Here is a 17,212-nt window from a genome sequence, read left to right as displayed (position 1 = left end):
AAAACAGTGAAGATGTTAAGTAGTGTTGGAGAAGAGTAAAGAGGTTTATGAGGCCCTTTTTTGTGATTAGAATATAAAAAAAACACCGTAATGTTAATTACGGTGTTTCTATTTTATTTAAGTGATAAAAGTTATTTAAAAAATGTTCTAAATATATCATTACCGTTTGCAAAAAGTAATAAGGCAATTAATAAGATAAAACCTGTTACTTGAGCATATTCTAAAAATTTATCGCCAGGTTTTTTTCCAGTAATCATTTCCCAAAGTGTAAATACAACATGGCCTCCGTCTAAAGCAGGAATTGGTAATAAGTTCATAAAACCTAACATAATTGATAGGAATGCAGTAATATTCCAGAAAGTTTCCCAGCTAAATTCAGAAGGAAAAATACTACCGATAGAAATAAAACCACCTAATCCTTTATAAGCACCTGTACTAGGATTGAAGATCTTTTTCATTTGCTTAATATAGTTAGTTAAAGTAGTCCAAGCTTTATTAGTACCAGCTGGAATTGCTTCAGAAAATGAATATTTCTTTTCTGCTAAGTCATAATAACCTAATTTTTCTAAATCTTTTAGAGATAATTGAGCAATAGCTACACCAACTTTACCGTTTTCAGAGATTTTAACAGGGATATCTAAGCTTTCATTACCTCTTTTTACAGTAACATTGATATCTTGATTTTTATATTTATTAAGCTCTTTTTCAGCTTGATCAAAATATTTGATGCTAACTCCGTTAATAGCAGTAATTATATCTTTAGACTGTAAACCACTTTCTACGTTTGGAGAATCTTCTGCAACTTTTGCTATAATAAATGGATATCTTGGTGTTATAAAACTTCCAGCATTTTTACCACGATCCACCAGTTTTGAAATAAAATCAGTAGGGATAGCTTTTTCAATAACGGTTCCGTTTCTTTCTATTGAATAGTTGTTACCATTAATAAATTCTATAGGTAATTCTCTAAATTTTTCAACAGGTTGCCCATCAATAGTAAGTATCTTATCTCCAGTCTCTAAACCTAAATCTATAGCTAATTGATCTTGTACCCACACACCATCTTTTAAGTTTTCATTAGGTAAAAACTTTTCACCATAAGCATACATTAAGCAAATGTAGATAACAATACCTAAAATAAAGTTTACAATTACACCACCAAGCATAATAATTAAACGTTGCCAAGCTGGTTTAGAACGGAACTCCCATGGTTGCGCAGGTTGTTTCATTTGTTCAGTATCCATGCTTTCGTCAATCATTCCAGAGATTTTCACATAACCACCTAATGGAATCCAACCAATACCATAAACAGTATCACCAATTTTCTTTTTAAATAAAGAGAATTTATAATCGAAGAAAAGGTAAAACTTTTCAACTTTAGTTTTAAATAATTTAGCAGGAACAAAATGTCCTAACTCGTGCAAAACAATTAAAAGCGATAAACTTAAAATAAATTGTGATGCTTTTATTAATATCTCCATAAAGGCTTGTGTCTAAAATTTAAAATCTGACAAATGTACGTTTTTCGAAAGAGTTCTAAAAGTTTGTACTCTAGTTCAGCTTAGGATTTAACAAACTTTTTAAGTTTAAGAGAGATTAACCCTGTTTTAAGTCGTATTTTTGTAGAAAAAAGAGAGAATGGACTTTAAATTCTTTAAAAAATCTAAAAGCACTTTAATTTTCTTATTAGTTTTTTGTGCTATTGGAATCCCTGTTTTTTATCATTTAGTAAAAGTTGATGAGAGATTACCAATTTATAATCCAGCAGATATTAATCCAAAATTGGTTGATGCTTCCTTAAGAACAAAATCTAGAAATCATAAGGTTGGTGATTTTAAGTTAATCAATCAAAATGGAGAAACAATAACAAATGCAGATTATAAAGGTAAAATTTATATCGCAGATTTCTTTTTTACTCGTTGTCAAACTATTTGTATAGCTATGGCTTATAATATGAGTGAATTACAAGAACACTATAAAAAGGATGATGATATTATGTTTTTATCACATTCAGTGACACCAGTTATGGATAGCGTTCCACAATTGAAAAAATATGCATTAGAAAAAGGAGTTATTGATGGAAAATGGAATGTAACCACTGGAGAAAAAAAGCATATATACAACTTAGCTCGTAAACATTATTTTGCAGTTTTAGACGAAGGAGATGGAGGAGAGAACGATTGGGTTCATACAGAAAACTTTGTACTAATAGACAAAGAAGGACGTATTAGAGGTTCGTATGATGGAACCAAAAAAGAAAATATGCAGAAAATTATAGATGATATTTCGTTGTTGAAAAAAGAATACGAAGAATAAAAAAAGAGACTGTTTAAACAGTCTCTTTTTTTATATTTTATTTCCGTCTTCATCAAAGTTTTTGTTTACTTCTTGTTCAGTTTTAATAACAGAAACTGCTAAAGAAAGTAACATAATAGCCATGGGTTGCCAACTAATATCTTTATTTATAAAAACAAAAATTAAAGCTGCTGCAAATGATACTGCAGAATAAATTAAAAATTGCTTTATAAAAAACGTATTGGCAAATTTCCAAACAGTTTCATTTTTCATGGTTTTGTTGGTGCGATAACCATAAAGTGAGTTAATTTTTTTTGGGGGAAAGAAATAAAAAATTATACTGAAAAGGAAAAGTAATCCATTAATAGACAGTACATAATAATATGGGTTCATTTTTATTTTTTTATCGAGTTTATAATTCCTTTTAATAAAGTGTTCATGTCAGCGTTCTTAGTAAGCCCAGTTCTAACAACTACTAAATCTTCACTTGGCAAAATAAATACATTTTGACCTTTATACCCATTAAAAGAATACATATTTGTTGGTACATCAGGATAACGCTTTCCTGCATTTAACCATATTTGTGCACCATACCAACCATCAGAACCTGGTGTTGGAGTAGTAGCGTATTGTACCCAATCTTTATCAAAAAGATGCTCTCCATTCCATTCACCATTATGAAGGTATAATAACCCTAATTTTGCCCAATCTCTTGCAGTTGCCCAAGCATAAGAAGACCCTACAAAGTTTCCACTCAAATCAGTTTCAATGACCATTGAATTCATTCCTATTTTGTCAATTAAATTAGTGTACCAATAATCTAAATATTCTTGATGCGTTTTAAATTGACTACGGATGATACCAGAAAGTAAATTAGTAGTACCTGAAGAATAATTCCAAGTTTCGTTTGGTTTACCTACTAAAGGTTTACTTATTTGAGTTTTAGTCATGTCACTTTCAAGAAATAGCATCTTTGTAACATCAGAAATAGTATTATAATCTTCAAGCCATTCTAAACCAGAATTCATTTGAAGTAGGTTGTGAATTGTAATGTTTTTACGGTCATCGTTTTCCCATTCTTTAAATAAATTGCTTTGCTCAACATTAACTTTTCCTTGGCATTGTAAAATTCCAAAAACAGTACTCGTAATACTTTTGGTCATAGACCATCCTAACTGTAAAGAATTCTTATCGAAATTATCTGCATATTTTTCAGCAATAATTTGATCCTTATAAACTACTAAAACAGATCGAGTTTGGTTTCTAGAATTAAAAATAGTATCAATAGTTTCGTTTAGCTTTTTGTAATTGATATTAGAAAAAATAGTGTCTATTTGATCTGCATTTCCATAAGGGAAAGGAGTAGTATTATCGGCCTCTGATCTTTTTGGAACTAAAGGAGTTTTAGAAGCATCGTAATCGTCATTAATTAAAACAGCTCCTAATCCTTTTCTGTAAACAGCTTTTCTTTTTAAAAGACCGAAAACAGAACCAGTAGCAGATTTTTCTTGAGAGTTAATTTCATCGGAAGTTAAGTTTATAGGAGAAAAATTATTGTCATTTTCATCAGTAAACTCTAGGCTTCTTTCAGCTAAGAAAACAGAAGAGGCAGTGTTTTTAGCGGAGTATCCAGCTAAAATATTTAACTTAGGGTAATTGTAAACTACAACAGCAATAAGAACAATTGCAAGTAGTAATAAGATTCTTTTGATATTTTTCATTAGGGACTCTTTTTTAGCAAATGTAAGAATTTAATTGATTGGTGTTTATATTTGAAATGCAAGCACTACCTTTGTCTTAAATTTACTTTTTATATGTTGAATGTAGATAAGATTAGAGCTGATTTTCCTATTTTAAATCGTACAGTACATGGGAAAAATTTAGTGTATTTTGATAATGGAGCAACTTCTCAAACACCTCAAATTGTGATTGATGCAATTGTTGATTATTATTCGAATTACAATGCTAATATTCATAGAGGAGTGCATACCTTAAGCCAGGAAGCAACCGATAAATATGAAGAAGCACGTATAAAGATTCAAAAACATTTTAATGCAAAGCATTCTTATGAGGTTATTTTAACTTCAGGAACTACTCATAGTATCAATATTGTAGCATCAGGATTTGCTGCCTTATTAAAAGAAGGTGATGAAATAATTGTATCATCATTAGAACATCATTCAAATATAGTTCCTTGGCAAATGCTTTGTGAAAAAACGGGTGCTGTTTTAAAAGTAATTCCAATGGATCAAGATGGTTCATTAAGAATGGATACGTATCATGAATTATTGAATAATAAAACCAAATTGGTTTTTTGTAATCATGTGTCGAATGCATTAGGAACGATTAACCCAATAGAAGAAATTATTCATGCAGCGCACAAATTTGGTGCGTATGTTTTAATTGATGGAGCGCAGGCAGTTCCACATATAAAGCCAGATGTTCAAGAATTAGATGTTGATTTTTATGTAGCATCAGCTCACAAAATGTGTGGTCCTACAGGAGTTGGTTTATTATACGGAAAAGAAGAGTTATTGCAAATGTTGCCACCTTATCAAGGAGGAGGAGAAATGATTGAAACGGTAACTTTTGAAAAAACTACCTACGCAGGATTACCTCATAAGTTTGAAGCAGGGACACCAAATATTTGTGGAGGAATTGCTTTTGGAGTTGCGGTAGATTATATGAATTCAATAGGTTTTGAGGCTATAGATCAACAAGAAAAAGAGTTGCTAGCTTATGGAACTCAAGAGTTGGAAAAAATAGAAGGATTAAAAATTTACGGAACTGGTAATAAAGCTTCAGTAATATCTTTTAATTTAGATGGAATTCACCCGTATGATGTTGGGTCTATCTTAGATAAACTAGGAATAGCTGTTCGTACAGGACACCATTGTGCGCAACCAATTATGAACTTTTATTGTATTCCAGGTACAGTAAGAGCATCATTTGCTTTTTACAATACCAAAGAAGAAATAGACGCATTGGTAACAGCGGTTAAGAAAGCCAAAATGATGTTGAGTTAAATACTACTCAATTAATAAAATAAAAAAACCACCTGTATAAGAACAAGTGGTTTTTTTATATATAAACGTTAAATTTTTAACTAGTCTCTTGACATAAAAATTTGTAATACATACCAGAATAAAAGCATTAAAGAGGCAAATAAACCTAATGCAGCAGGGATGTAATCATCAGTAGAAAATTTATGTACTAAGTTAGAAGTCTGGTATAAAATAGATCCAGCAGCTAATACACACATTCCTACAGAAAACCATAAACCAAGGTTAAAACCAAATAAGGCTCCAGCAATGATTAATCCAATTGCTATAAAAAATCCAACAGTTAATCCAGCTCTGATAAAAGAAAAATCTTTTTTAGTAATAAAAACAATAGAAGAAATTCCTGTAAATAAACCAAGCGTAACAATTCCAGCTTGTTTAATTAAATCTAAGCTATTGGTATACATAATAGCCATGTAAATTAATGGTATAAAAATAAAAGCTTCAGCAAAAATATAAGCTGAGTATGCTAAATATTGTAAGTTTTTATCAGAGGTTTTTAAAGCAGTACTTTCTGCATAATTAGTAATTAGCATAAAACCACCTAATAATAATAACCACTTGTATCCTTGAGTCATTGATAAAGCAAATTCTACAAGAGAAGCACTTTGTAAGAATAGGTATTCAAATACAATAAATAATAAGATACCACCACCTACATGCGCATAGGTTTTTTTGTAAAAAGCGACTCTGTCTGCTTCCGATACTTGTGCAACAAGTACCTTAGGTCCGTTGTCAAATGAGTTTTCCATAATTAATTTTATTTTGGAGTAAAGATAATTTTTTTGTCAAGAAAATTCCCATTAGTTTTTTTTATTTTTAAGAACTAAAAATAAGTTCAATGTTATTTGACAAATCAAAAATTTATATTCTTGTTTTGTTGGTGTTTTTTAGTTGTGATAAATCAACAAAGGATAAAGAAAAAATGAACAAAATAGTTGTCGCACACAGAGGAGCTTCAGGATATCTTCCAGAGCATACCATGGAAGCAAAAGCAATGGCTTATGCTATGAATCCCGATTATATAGAGCAAGACTTGGTATTGAGTAAAGACAATGTACCCATTGTTATTCACGATGTGTATTTAGATGATGTAACTAATGTAGCTCAAGTATTTTCTGATAGAAAAAGAGAAGATGGACGTTACTATGTTATTGATTTTACTTTTGATGAATTACAACAATTAAAAGTAACTGAACGATTTGACCCTAAAACAGGTAATCAATACTATCCTCAAAGATTTCCAAAGGGTAAAGGAAATTTTAAGCTACACTCTTTACAAGAAGAGATTGAATTAATTCAAGGATTGAATTATAGTACAGGAAAAAACATTGGAGTTTATCCAGAAATTAAAAATCCTGAGTTCCATCACAAGAATGGAAAAGACATTGCAAAAATTGTATTAGAGATTCTTTCAAACTATGGATATACATCCAAAGAAGATAAATGTATTTTTCAATGTTTTGATGCTAAAGAACTAGAAAGAGTTCGAAAGGAATTAAAATCAGAACTGTTTTTAGTGCAATTGATTGAGTTTCCAGAAGAAACTAAACAACTAAAACATTTTGCATCATACGCAGATGGATTAGGTCCATGGTATAAACAAATCTTAGATGAGAAAGTAAATGGTAAATGGAAATTTACACCATTAGTTACTGAAGCTCATGAGTTAGGTTTAAAAGTACATCCCTATACGTTTAGAGCCGATCAATTAAAAGAGTTTTCTTCTTTTGATGAAATGATGCAAGTATTATTGTTTGAAGCCAATGTAGAAGGAGGTTTTACCGACTTCCCAGATAAGATGGTTGATTTTTTAAATAAATAGTTGAAAAGATTTATTTATGGCTAAAACAGGTTTAAGAAGTAACTTCAATAAGTTTGTTTCGATAAGCCGATAAGAGTTTGGATTTAGAGATAAAACCAACATATTTTTTATCTTTTATCACAGGTAAGTTCCAAGCATCACTTTCCTTAAATTTTTGCATTACCTCAGCAACCGAGTCATTATAAGAAATAACAGCAGGAGCACTTCTCATAAAAGTTTCAACAGTTACTTTATCGTACATTTCACTATCAAACATTATAGGTCTGATATCATCCAATAAAACAATACCTAGAAATTGATGTTCTTCGTTAATAACTGGGAATATATTTCTATTAGAATTGGAAACAGATTTTTTAAGCATCTCGCCTAAAAGCATTTCAGAATGTACAGCTTTAAAATTTGTTTCAATCAACGAATTAATTTTCATCATCATTAATACGTTTTTGTCTTTGTTATGTGTAATAAGTTCACCTCTTTCAGCTAATTCAACAGTGTAAATAGAATTGGAGATAAAGTATTTTGTTACGGCAAAGGAAATTGCTGCTACTAACATTAATGGAACAAATAAGTCATAACCTCCAGTAATTTCAGCAATTAAGAAAATAGCTGTTAAAGGAGCGTGTAATACACCAGCCATTAATCCAGTCATTCCAATTAAGGTAAAATTAGATTCGGATACATTACCACCTAATTGATTAATGATTTTTGCACATACATTACCTAAGGCACTTCCCATAACTAGTGTTGGAATAAAAATACCTCCAACACCACCAGCGGCAAAAGTAGTAGTCATGGCAATAGCTTTAAACAAAGTGATTAGTAATAGTAAGCCAATTACTACCCAAACATTTTTAAAGTTTACATCATAAGGAATGTCCTCTAAAGCGGCCAATGCATTTCCTTCCAGTAAGTTGTTAATTAGGTTGTAACCCTCACCATATAAAGGTGGAATTAAATATAGCATTAATCCAATAGCAATTCCTCCAAAAATTAATTTATGAATTGGTTTTTTAATTCTTTTGAAAAAATTGATGATTCTAAAATAGATTTTTGAAAAGTATACAGAAGCAATACCAGTGGCAATCCCCAACAAAACATAATAAAAAACATCCTTAATTTCAAAAGTATCGATGAGTTCAAAACCGAGTAAGGCATCTTTTTCAAAAAAGAAATAAGAGGTTACTACGGCAGATACTGAAGCTAATAGTAATGGAACTAAAGAAGCAAAAGCCAAGTCTAAACTAAAAATTTCTACAGCAAAAATAATAGCAGCAACAGGAGCTTTAAACATTGAAGACATTGCACCGGCTGTAGCACAACCAATTAACAACATCCTTGTTTTTCTGTTCATATGAAACAGTTGCGATACTGTCGATCCTAAAGCAGCTCCAGTACTTACGGCTGGCCCTTGTAATCCTACAGAACCTCCAAAACCAACGGTAATAGGAGCAGTAATTAAAGAAGCATAGATTTTATACTTCTCTATAATTCCACTTCGCTTAGAAATTGCGTATAATGTGGTAGAAATTCCATGACCTATTTCTTTCTTAATAAAGCGTTTTTTAATGTAGTACACCAAAACCAAACCGATAATAGGGAAGATAAAATAAAGAGAGTGATGAATGTCTTTAATGAATCTTCCTTCTAATATGTTTTGAAAAAAAGAAGTAAGGTTTTTTAGTATCAATGTTCCAATACCAGCCAAAAAACCAACAAAAACACTTAAAACATATACAAATTGACGTTCGGAAATATTTTTGTATCTCCAAATAAGTATTTTTTTAAATATGGATTTCTTTTTTGGCATTAGTTGATTGCTGTTGTTAACTGGGCAAAGTTACTATACAATCTAGGGATTATAAATAATAACCCGTTTTATTTAGCGCTTAAATAATCGGTACCTAAATAACCGTTGTCTTTATTGTAATACCAAGCTCTGTTTTTTGGAAACTTAATACCGTTAATAACTTCTTCTTCAGATAATAAAATATACTCGCCGCTGTTAGGCTTGCTCTTAAAAAACTGATACACTTCCATGGCATACGTTTTTGGATTGAAATAAAAATACCAAGTATCTTTTCCAACAGCTTGATCATAAGTAGCTTTTAAAACTAAGTATTCTTTGCCTTTAAACTTTTTACGTTCAACTTTATCATGAATAATAGTTCCGTTATCTTTTAATTTCATTGGAAGACCATATAAATACGTATAATAGTTCTTATATAAATTGGCTCTGTCGCAACTTAGTTTGTGTTCTTTTAAAATGGCTTCCGACGGATTCTCTTGTCCGTTAAAACCAATTTTACACTCACCTTTATTAATAGTATACTCTGTTGTGTTTTCACCTCTGGTAGCTTTTACATAAAAATATTCCTGAGGTAGATTGATTTTAATCTCACTCTTTCGCTCAGGGCTTTTAGGAGTTTTCATAGTTACAAACAAAGTTCCGTCAAAGGTTTCCCAGTTACCATTAGGATCGTGATATTGAATGGCTTTTTCTAACAGTTCTTTTCCAGTAAGTTTTTGTGAAAATACTTGAACAGTAAGAAATAGTAAGAAAAATGTGGTTAGTTTTTTCATGATATTATTGTTTAGATAAAGAGGATTTAAAATCGGTTAAGTCACCTAAATATAATTGTCTTAAAGTTTCTACGTAAGGTCTTTTATTATAATAACCTTCGTTAAAATCTTTAATGGCAGCATCAATCATAGATTTTGCTTCCTCAATTTTTCCTTGCTTTTTTAATATGAAAGCTTTGTAATATTTAGCATCGGCGCTAAAACCGTAAGAGTTCTTTATCAAACGATTAAAACAAGCCTGAGCTTTATCGTATTCGCCCAACTCAAGATAAGCAATACCTTGATATAAAAAGGCAGTTACATCAACAGAGTTTTCGCTAAAGTCTTTAATTTCTTTAGAAATGTATTTGTTGAAATAATAAATAGATTTTTCGTAATCTTTTAAACCTAAATAAGCAATTCCTCGCCAAGCATCTACGCTAAGTCCTTGAGGAGCGTCTATAAAATCAGGAGTTAAAACATCGCTAGCATCAAAATCGGCAATAGCTTTTTTATAATCTCTATAAAACCATAAGTATAAATATCCTCTCCAAGGAATTCGGTGTACAGAATCTAATTTCAGCGCTTTGTCGTATTGAGGTTTCCATTTATGAGGCATTCCTCTTTTTAAATGAGCAACCGATAGTTCGTAAACACCTTGTTCAAAAGTTGGATCTATTTCTAAGGCCTCAACAATTCCATTTTGAAAAGGAGTTGAGCCTTGAGTAAACATAATGGCTTCTTTATATCTTTTTTCAGCAAGTTGTCTTTTGCTAAGTGTATTTGCTTCATTTTTACATGAGAACATTAAGAGAAGTGCAATAAGACTAAGGGATAATTTCAGTAACTTTTCCATTTTCAATTCTATAAGAGATATACATATAATAGTTATGAGGCTTGTCTTCGTAAGAAATAACATTCCAGTGATTTGAGTTTGAAGTAAATTTAAAAAGTTGATCAACCATTTTAGAGTTTAAAGGAGACTCGTTTAAATCTAAATCCATTTCAATAATTTCAAACCAACCAGCATTTCCTTCACAATTCACCAAAAATCGAAAGTTCAAGTATCCAGAGTCGGTGTAAGTACTGTTGGCGTTAAATGTAGCATTAAGGCTGTCTCTAAATTGTTTTTTAGATCCGTTGTATGCTTTTAAGCTAGCACTGCTATAAGTGTGCATGATTCCAACATCTTTACACAGTTTGTATGTGTCGTTTAAAAGAGCCTTATCAGTATCTATATAACCAACATAATGTTTAAAGGGTTTGTTTTCGGTATCATACGCTTTTTTAATGTAGAAATATCCATAGAGGGCTATTCCAGCAATAGCAATAACAATAGTGGCTAAACCTATTAGAATTGCTTTAACAATTTTCTTTTTTTTCATAAAATGAAAGTACTAAAAATCTTGTTAACAGTTTCGGGTTATAAGTCAATTTTTAAAAGTTCTTTCAATTGTTGCTTTCCTTTAGAGGTTAAGATTAGTTCTCGGGTGTTTTTATGTTTTCTGAACCAATCTTTTTGAAGCATTATTTCTAAAAATATATCTCCTAATGCACCCGCAATGTGATGCTTTCTTTCACTCCAGTCTAAACATTGATGAGCAAACGATCTTTTTAAGTTTTGAATTTCTTCAATATGAATACCTAAGTTTAAAAACCATTGTTTTCCAATATTGGTAACAGAATATTGTTTATGTGCAGGGGTAATAATTTGCTGAGAAATCAATGCTTCAGTAATTTTCACACCCACTTCACCAGCTAAATGATTGTAGCATGTTCTGGCATAGGTAAATGCCGAAGCTTTGGGTTTTTTAACCTTTGTGTAATCTTTTTGCAAGGAAAGCAAACTAGCCATAGATTCAATAACTTGGGCTACTTCAGGAGAGCTAAACCTATAATAACGGTGCCTTCCTTGTTTTTCTACAGAAAGAATATTCTTTTGAAGAAGTTTAGCCAAATGATTACTTGCCGATTGTAAAGAAGTACCGCTACAATTAGCCAGTTCAGTTGCCGTATAAGCTCTACCATCTAATAAATTCCATAGCATTATGGCTCTAGATTTATCACCTAAAAGACTTGCTATTTCGCTAAAATCGTTTTCTAAACTTTCCATAGGATTAATCCCAAACTTGTGGTCTTTTAATACGTAAGGTTCTTAAATAACTTAATAACTGACCTGTATGAACCGCTTCATGATACACCATTCTATTTAAATAATCGCCTAACTCTTTTACTTGATTTACTTCTTGTCGATGAATAACAATGTCTTTTAAATCATTTTCAGATAATTGTTCTATCATTGTGTATAGCTCTGTTTTATATGATTCTGCGAATTGTAATTCATGGTCAACATCAATAAAAGCTAAATCTTTCCATGGCGATTTATAGTCGCCTAAATTACCTCTATTTTTTATAATGGTATGAAATAAATGCTCTCCTTCCAGTACATGACGTATCATTTCAATACAGCTCATGGCTTTTGCATCAGGTTTCCAGTGTAGGTATTCAGATGGAATTCCTTTCCATACGTTAATACTTCTTCGTCTAGTTTCTTTAAAGTTTAAAAGTAATATGTTTATTGAGTTCATTTTTTTTATTCAAAAATAATAGCTCATGAAAAGAAATATTTCATTCTAAAATGAAGTATGAGATTAATGTTGGAAAATAGATGTTGAAAATGATTAATAATGATTTTTATGCAGTAAAAATTTTAGTAACATTGCGCCCAAATAAAAAAACTATGTATAAAAAAGAAATTCATTTTACAAATCAAAACACTATCGAGTTAACAGTTGAAGAAACCAATGAAATTATTGTATACAAGTATGCAAGCTTTGGTGAGCGATTTTTAGCAAGAATAGTTGACGTTTTTATTATTATTATTCCTCAAATGTGTATACCTATTGTGCCAGCTTGGTTATATTGGTCGTTGTTGCAAAGTGGTGATAAACAAAGAACAATAGGGCAAGGAGCTTGTGACATAAAATTGATGAGTGTGGATGGAAAGAAAGTTAGTTTTGGACAAGCAACAGGTAGGTTTTTTGCAAACTTTTTAAATTTATTCACTTTCTTTATTGGGTATATTATGTTTTTTACAACAGATAAAAAACAATGTTTACATGATTATTTGTCGGAAACTATTGTTGTAAAGGAAATAGGAAGAAAATCAATAAATTAAAATAAAACAAACCCCGTTCTTAATTAAGAACGGGGTTTTATATTATTAGATTTAATAATGTTATTTATAATACTGTATACCTCTTACATTTAATTCATCACCATTAATAAAAACAACAAACTCTTCTGTCATTGTTAAAGCTAATTGGGAGTTATTAATAGTAATATTGTAAGTAACAACATCATCAGTAGCTTCATTAGGATTTGGCAAAGTTATCTCTAATTTATTATCTGTTAATTTCCATGTGAAATTTTTGTTTAACTGTGAGGAGTTAGATTTTAAAGTTCCTTTACCAGAATCGTTAAACTCCATAGTTAAGCTATTGTACAGAGTGTTGACTTTGTTTTGAAAATCTTCAGAAGTGTATTTACCATTGTTGTTAGAGGAATCTAAGAACTTGAATTTGTCAAAAGTCCATACTTTCTTTGTTAAGTTTTGCTTATCTGATAACTCAACATTTGAATCATTGTCGGAACAAGAAATGTTAACAATTAAGCAGATAAGCAATACTCCTAAAGTTTTTAATTTTTTCATAGCGTTTAATTTTTATTCTTTAATATCTAATTTAATACTTAGTTCTTCTAGCTGAGCTTCATCTAAATTAGCAGGAGCATCAATCATTACATCACGTCCTGAATTGTTTTTAGGGAAAGCAATAAAGTCACGAATTGTTTCTTGTCCACCTAAAATAGCTACTAATCTATCTAAACCAAATGCTAATCCTCCGTGAGGTGGTGCACCGTATTCAAAAGCATCCATTAAGAATCCGAATTGAGCTTTCGCTTCCTCTTCAGTAAATCCTAAATGTTTAAACATAATTGCTTGTGTTTCTTTATCGTGAATACGAATAGAACCTCCACCAATTTCGTTACCGTTTAATACTAAATCGTATGCATTTGCTTTTACAGCACCTGGATCTGTATCTAATAATTCTAACTGTCCTGGTTTAGGTGAAGTAAACGGGTGGTGCATTGCGTGGTAATGACCAGTTTCTTCATCTAATTCTAATAATGGGAAATCGATTACCCATAATGGAGCAAATTCGTCTGGTTTACGTAAACCTAAACGCTCAGCCATTTCCATACGTAAAGCTGATAATTGCGCACGTACTTTATTGGTGTTTCCTGATAATATACAGATTAAATCTCCTGGCTTAGCTCCAGTTTTTTCAGCCCACTTCGCTAAATCATCTTGGTCGTAAAACTTATCTACAGACGATTTGAAAGAACCATCTTCATTACATTTTACATATACCATTCCTAAAGCACCTACTTGTGGACGTTTTACCCAGTTAATTAACTTGTCTATTTCTTTACGAGTATAAGAAGCTCCTCCTGGAACAGCAATACCTACAACTAATTCAGCATCGTTAAATACTTTGAATTCTTTGTGCTGAGCTACATCGTTTAATTCACCGAACTCCATTCCAAAACGGATGTCTGGTTTGTCGTTTCCATATAAACGCATAGCATCGTCAAATAACATTCTTGGGAATTTATCAACCTCAACACCATTAATTTCTTTTAATAAGTGACGAGTCATTCCTTCAAAAATCTCTAAAACATCTTCTTGTTCAACAAACGCCATTTCGCAGTCTATTTGAGTAAACTCTGGCTGACGGTCGGCACGTAAGTCCTCATCTCTAAAACACTTTACAATTTGAAAGTATTTATCCATTCCACCAACCATTAATAATTGTTTGAATGTTTGAGGCGATTGTGGTAATGCATAAAACTGACCTGCATTCATTCTCGATGGTACCAAGAAATCACGAGCTCCCTCTGGAGTAGACTTGATTAAATATGGAGTTTCAACATCAATAAATCCTTTGTCAGATAAATATTTACGAACTTCCATCGATACTTTGTGACGGAAAATTAAGCTGTCTTTTACTGGATTACGACGAATATCTAAATAACGATACTTCATACGAATATCTTCACCACCATCTGTTTCATCTTCAATAGTAAAAGGAGGTAATTTAGCATCGTTTAAAATTTCTAAGTTCGTAACTAAAACTTCAATATCACCAGTAGGAATATTAGCATTTTTAGATTGACGCTCTATAACAGTACCAGTTACTTGAACAACAAACTCACGACCTAATGTTTTGGCTTTGTCCATTAATTCTTTAGAAGTACGTTCTTCATCAAAAATTAATTGTGTAATTCCGTAACGATCACGTAAATCTACCCAAATCATAAAACCTTTATCACGTGATTTTTGTACCCAACCAGAAAGGGTAACCTCAGTATTAATGTGCGAAGCTCTTAATTCGCCACAAGTATGCGTTCTGTACATTTCTTGAAATTTTGAGGTGCAAAATTAATAATTTAAACTTAGATTATATTTTAAAAAATTATATATTTGATACCAAAATTGATTATGAAAAGTTCTACCAGGGCATTCCTGCTTATTGCTTTTTTATTTGTTTACAATATTACTTTTTCTTAAGCCGGTATTGGTTCTTTTACCTCCAATTCTGTGAAGATTAAGTATAAAAGAGATGCTAATAATAATCTTGTAGATGAATAACTTAGGTTATTTTACTATTATGATTATTCGTTTACATCATATTTTGCTAGAAAATGTAATAAAGAGCTCGAATTAATCAATAAATACAAGAAAAAAGACAAAAAGGCCAATATAAAAAGAGTAATGGCGTTAAATTTATTTTCAACCTCATCGTTTTTGGTTGGTATTGAGGAGGCTAAATTTGTTTTGTCTATTTTGAAATTTGAAAGATATTAGAAGGGAAGTATATTTTTAAAACCTTAATATTATGACTATCCTATAAAGTTTAGTGATAATAAGGTAATGAAGGGTTCGGATTACCCACTTGAAAATTAAAATTTTTTTCATGTTAGGATGTTAAGAGTGGTTCTTTGTATATCAAGGAGCTGCTCTTTTCTATTTTTGAATTGTTATGTAAAATAGTATAATTGTAATTTTATAAGAAAGAGAATTACTAGAGGTAGTATTCATATTTATAAAAATAAACTCAAACCCAATGAATAAGCAACTTAATTATATTATTCTTGCCATTGCAATTTTAGTATTCTTATTACTTCAGTTACCCTATTTTGCTATTGCCCAATATCCTTTTCGATTATTAGGAACTTGGTTTCATGAAATGGGACATGGACTTACCGCTATTTGTGTTGGAGGAAGTTTTAAATATTTAGAAATCTATGAAAATGGAGGAGGAGTTGCTTATTACACACTAAACAATGCATTTATGCCTATTTCTATTGGGAATGCAATTGTAGCTATTGGAGGTTTATTAGGACCGGCAATAGCTGGTGCGGTATTAATAGCAGGTGCAAAGTACACCAAGAGCACAAGTATTTTATTGCGTCTTTTAATAGGCGTAATCATATTGTCGTTAATTGTATGGATACGATCGTATTGGGGTGTTATTGTATTGGGAGCTTTTGCTGTTCTTTTTATAATCATCACTTTTTTAAAGAATAAAAAAATAGAAGTAGGAACCTTATTGTTTTTAGGAATGCAATCTATTTTAAGTAGTTACTTACAGTTAGATTATTTGTTTACTAAGCAGTTTGTAAGAGGCGGACAGGTACAAAATTCAGATACACAGGCTATTGCTGAAAATACTTTTGGTACTTATTGGTTGTGGGCTTTAATTGTAATAGTAATCAGTTTTTATATTGTGCTAAAAAGCATTCGATTCTATTTTAGAAAGTAACAATAAAGAGAAGTCTGTTTAAAATTATAGTTCTTTCGTTTTTCAAAGAATCTTTTTATTCATTTGCAGCAAAAGAATATAAAATGACCTTAGCAGATTTTACTCATAAATTAAAAACAACCCCAACAGCAATTATCTTTTCTGAAACGATGGAGGTTATAGAAGATATGTATGAATTTACACCTTCAGCTTTTAAAAATGGAAACGTAGAGAATAGTGCTACCCAAAATTTAGGCTCTTGTAAAGTATTTGCTTTTGCTATAAAACAACAATTTACAAAAGAAGAGACTTTGACATGCTTTGGTCAGTATTACTTCAAGGATGTACTAGAAAACCCTAACGGGACAGATCATCAAAACATTAGAAATTTTATGCAAACTGGTTTTGAAGGATTGGTTTTTGAGAAAGAAGTATTAGTTGAGAAAGAATTATAACTTAAAAACTTCAGAATAAATATTCAAAATTCATAGAATCTATCAGCGAAACTGCAGGGAGCTTTTGTTGTTGTACGAAAGCGTCAGCGAGTTTCGGGGAAGCTTTCGTCGAGTTTCAATTGCATCAGCGAACTTCGCTGGCGCTTCTGA

18 protein-coding genes are annotated in these 17,212 nt (G+C 31.1%); 6 read left to right on the top strand and 12 right to left on the bottom strand.

Annotation, left to right across the window (positions count from 1 at the left end; all coding sequences use genetic code 11):
• Positions 1–131 precede the first annotated feature (131 nt).
• Complete coding sequence (gene rseP / locus MHN29_RS16580; protein ID WP_235275620.1) at positions 132–1,481, bottom strand: RIP metalloprotease RseP; 1,350 nt, start codon at positions 1,479–1,481, stop codon at positions 132–134.
• 157 nt (positions 1,482–1,638) lie between these two features.
• Between rseP and MHN29_RS16575 the strand changes: the two genes are divergently transcribed.
• Positions 1,639–2,316, top strand: a complete 678-nt coding sequence (locus tag MHN29_RS16575) for an SCO family protein (RefSeq protein WP_235275619.1) — start codon at positions 1,639–1,641, stop codon at positions 2,314–2,316.
• A gap of 30 nt (positions 2,317–2,346) precedes the next feature.
• Here the strand turns inward: MHN29_RS16575 and MHN29_RS18320 are convergent, their stop codons facing one another.
• Positions 2,347–2,688 carry an SdpI family protein gene (locus MHN29_RS18320; RefSeq protein ID WP_255689610.1) on the bottom strand — a complete coding sequence of 114 codons (342 nt, stop codon included), beginning with the start codon at positions 2,686–2,688 and terminating at the stop codon, positions 2,347–2,349.
• Positions 2,689–2,690: 2 nt separating this feature from the next.
• On the bottom strand, positions 2,691–4,016 hold the full coding sequence (locus MHN29_RS16565; protein ID WP_235275617.1) for a serine hydrolase: 1,326 nt from the start codon (positions 4,014–4,016) through the stop codon (positions 2,691–2,693).
• Positions 4,017–4,109: 93 nt separating this feature from the next.
• Between MHN29_RS16565 and MHN29_RS16560 the strand changes: the two genes are divergently transcribed.
• Positions 4,110–5,321, top strand: coding sequence for an aminotransferase class V-fold PLP-dependent enzyme (locus tag MHN29_RS16560; protein WP_304650952.1), 1,212 nt, complete (start codon positions 4,110–4,112; stop codon positions 5,319–5,321).
• Between the two features lie 80 nt (positions 5,322–5,401).
• On the opposite strand, the gene MHN29_RS16555 is transcribed toward MHN29_RS16560, so the two are convergent.
• A complete protein-coding gene (locus MHN29_RS16555; protein WP_175578685.1) occupies positions 5,402–6,109 on the bottom strand; it encodes a Bax inhibitor-1 family protein in 708 nt (235 codons plus the stop codon).
• 89 nt (positions 6,110–6,198) lie between these two features.
• Between MHN29_RS16555 and glpQ the strand changes: the two genes are divergently transcribed.
• Positions 6,199–7,182 (top strand): glycerophosphodiester phosphodiesterase, encoded by a 984-nt coding sequence (gene glpQ / locus MHN29_RS16550; protein WP_255689607.1) that lies wholly within the window; start codon positions 6,199–6,201, stop codon positions 7,180–7,182.
• A 31-nt stretch (positions 7,183–7,213) separates the two neighbouring features.
• On the opposite strand, the gene MHN29_RS16545 is transcribed toward glpQ, so the two are convergent.
• From MHN29_RS16545 to MHN29_RS16520, 6 genes are all read right to left on the bottom strand, one after another.
• The gene (locus MHN29_RS16545; RefSeq protein ID WP_235275615.1) at positions 7,214–8,989 is read right to left on the bottom strand and encodes a chloride channel protein; all 1,776 of its coding nucleotides are present in this window, start codon (positions 8,987–8,989) and stop codon (positions 7,214–7,216) included.
• Positions 8,990–9,057: 68 nt separating this feature from the next.
• Positions 9,058–9,762, bottom strand: a complete 705-nt coding sequence (locus MHN29_RS16540) for a DUF6503 family protein (protein ID WP_235275614.1) — start codon at positions 9,760–9,762, stop codon at positions 9,058–9,060.
• Positions 9,763–9,766: 4 nt separating this feature from the next.
• Positions 9,767–10,597, bottom strand: a complete 831-nt coding sequence (locus MHN29_RS16535) for a tetratricopeptide repeat protein (protein ID WP_235275613.1) — start codon at positions 10,595–10,597, stop codon at positions 9,767–9,769.
• The gene (locus MHN29_RS16530) at positions 10,569–11,126 is read right to left on the bottom strand and encodes a hypothetical protein (protein WP_235275612.1); all 558 of its coding nucleotides are present in this window, start codon (positions 11,124–11,126) and stop codon (positions 10,569–10,571) included. Before MHN29_RS16530 ends, MHN29_RS16535 begins: the two co-directional genes overlap by 29 nt.
• A gap of 38 nt (positions 11,127–11,164) precedes the next feature.
• Entirely contained in the window at positions 11,165–11,854 is a 690-nt protein-coding gene (locus MHN29_RS16525; RefSeq protein ID WP_235275611.1) for a helix-turn-helix transcriptional regulator, read from the bottom strand.
• A gap of 4 nt (positions 11,855–11,858) precedes the next feature.
• Entirely contained in the window at positions 11,859–12,329 is a 471-nt protein-coding gene (locus MHN29_RS16520; RefSeq protein ID WP_235275610.1) for a DinB family protein, read from the bottom strand.
• Between the two features lie 152 nt (positions 12,330–12,481).
• Here MHN29_RS16520 and MHN29_RS16515 point away from each other — a divergent pair, with 152 nt between their 5' ends.
• Positions 12,482–12,919: an RDD family protein gene (locus tag MHN29_RS16515; RefSeq protein WP_150899420.1), complete on the top strand. Its 438-nt coding sequence runs from the start codon at positions 12,482–12,484 to the stop codon at positions 12,917–12,919.
• Between the two features lie 60 nt (positions 12,920–12,979).
• Here MHN29_RS16515 and MHN29_RS16510 read toward each other — a convergent pair whose 3' ends face one another.
• Both MHN29_RS16510 and aspS read right to left on the bottom strand, forming a co-directional pair.
• Entirely contained in the window at positions 12,980–13,453 is a 474-nt protein-coding gene (locus MHN29_RS16510) for a hypothetical protein (protein WP_235275609.1), read from the bottom strand.
• 12 nt (positions 13,454–13,465) lie between these two features.
• On the bottom strand, positions 13,466–15,220 hold the full coding sequence (gene aspS, locus MHN29_RS16505; RefSeq protein WP_235275608.1) for an aspartate--tRNA ligase: 1,755 nt from the start codon (positions 15,218–15,220) through the stop codon (positions 13,466–13,468).
• Between the two features lie 709 nt (positions 15,221–15,929).
• Between aspS and MHN29_RS16500 the strand changes: the two genes are divergently transcribed.
• Both MHN29_RS16500 and MHN29_RS16495 read left to right on the top strand, forming a co-directional pair.
• Entirely contained in the window at positions 15,930–16,628 is a 699-nt protein-coding gene (locus tag MHN29_RS16500) for a M50 family metallopeptidase (RefSeq protein WP_235275607.1), read from the top strand.
• 83 nt (positions 16,629–16,711) lie between these two features.
• The gene (locus tag MHN29_RS16495) at positions 16,712–17,062 is read left to right on the top strand and encodes a HopJ type III effector protein (protein WP_235275606.1); all 351 of its coding nucleotides are present in this window, start codon (positions 16,712–16,714) and stop codon (positions 17,060–17,062) included.
• Positions 17,063–17,212: the final 150 nt, after the last annotated feature.

The organism is Tenacibaculum sp. Cn5-46 (genome assembly GCF_022347705.1).
Lineage (GTDB): Bacteria > Bacteroidota > Bacteroidia > Flavobacteriales > Flavobacteriaceae > Polaribacter > Polaribacter aiptasiae.
Note: the sequence above shows the minus strand (reverse complement) of the source record. Positions and strands in the feature narration are given on the sequence as shown.